Here is a 1,253-nt window from a genome sequence, read left to right as displayed (position 1 = left end):
TGCCCGCGTGTGGCTCGCGTCATGACGGCTAACATCATGCAACCGATAACACCTACCGTCATGATGTGAAGTGCAGAAAATGGATTGAGATGGCCAAGCGCTGAGCAAGCGATCGCAATGTAACCAAGAGGTACAAAGGCATAGGCAATGTGCAAAACGAGCAGCAGCTTTTCGCGCGCCACACTCCAGCCCCGCCAACGGTAAAGCCGGATTGTATGAAGAACGGCAGTGATGATGGCGAGAATAGCAGTGACTGAAGATTCAGGCATCGCCACCCAGGCAATGCAGGTCGCAGCTCCTACAATAATGCACAAGCCGTCATAGCGGTTAAACGAGGTTGGAAACTGCGTTAATCCGGCTTTGTTGAGCCAGTTGCGGGTGAAGCTTGGAATGATGCGACCACCAATCAGCATGATCAGAAGCACATAGGCACTGACCCCAATACGGTTTGCCATCGCAACGTCACCACCACTGAGTGCCAGAGAGTGAAAAGTGATATTGGCGGACGTAACGACACCTACAGCAATCAGAACTTTAAGGTTTTTCCATTGACGACCTGCAACGATTTCACGCGCGCAGATGAAAAGCAGTAAGGGCAGGAAGAGGCTCTCAATGGTAACCGCGACATAGATATTCGTTATATCCGGATTGAGAAACACCAACCGACCGACAAACCATGCTCCGAATAGCAGAGCGAGTGGCATGCCGGAAACGGGTAATCTGCCGGTCCAGTTGGGCACCGCAGTCAGCAAAAAGCCAGCAAGAACTGCGGAAGAAAAACCGAACACCATTTCATGGGCATGCCAGTTAAGTGCGCCGTAAGCACCACCGACAGAAAGGCCTATGGTGAGCGATAATATCCAGAGCAGCATGGCCAGAACTGCCCAGATGGCTCCACCCAGAAAAAATGGGCGAAAGCCGTAGCTAAAAATTGCGGGTCCGGTCTTTTTAAACCCCCGCGCGATTGCGCCGCGTCGTTCGGAGGGCATCACTGCGGGGGTGGCCAGCAGGCCTTCCTGTCTTGTCATAATAGCCTCGTCACCGGACCAATATCTGCAATCTCCAACAGTCTGTTACTGTGCGCTGGCGATTGCTTTTTCGAGTCTCGCCTGCACTGGTTTTGGCTTCTTGGCTGCAACGATCTGTTCCAGGTTTGAAGGGTTGTCGCCGACAACCAGCAGAGCCACCATGCCCATGGCATAATGCGGTGTGCATTTAACGAAGTAAGCGCCAGGTTCTGTGACGTTCAGTGT

2 protein-coding genes are annotated in these 1,253 nt (G+C 52.7%); both read right to left on the bottom strand.

Translation table 11 applies throughout. The features are described 5' to 3' along the window. Positions 1 to 1,028, bottom strand: a 1,028-nt coding sequence (locus tag J2782_RS22780; RefSeq protein ID WP_310016448.1) for an NnrS family protein, incomplete at its 3' end; no start/stop codon positions are given. Between the two features lie 45 nt (positions 1,029 to 1,073). Next, the coding region (locus J2782_RS22775; RefSeq protein ID WP_310016446.1) for a plastocyanin/azurin family copper-binding protein at positions 1,074 to 1,253 on the bottom strand (180 nt) is incomplete at its 5' end.

This window comes from Brucella pseudogrignonensis, from assembly GCF_031454375.1.
Lineage (GTDB): Bacteria > Pseudomonadota > Alphaproteobacteria > Rhizobiales > Rhizobiaceae > Brucella > Brucella pseudogrignonensis_A.
The sequence above is the reverse complement of the archived record's forward strand: the minus strand, read 5'-3'. Positions and strand labels throughout refer to the sequence as shown.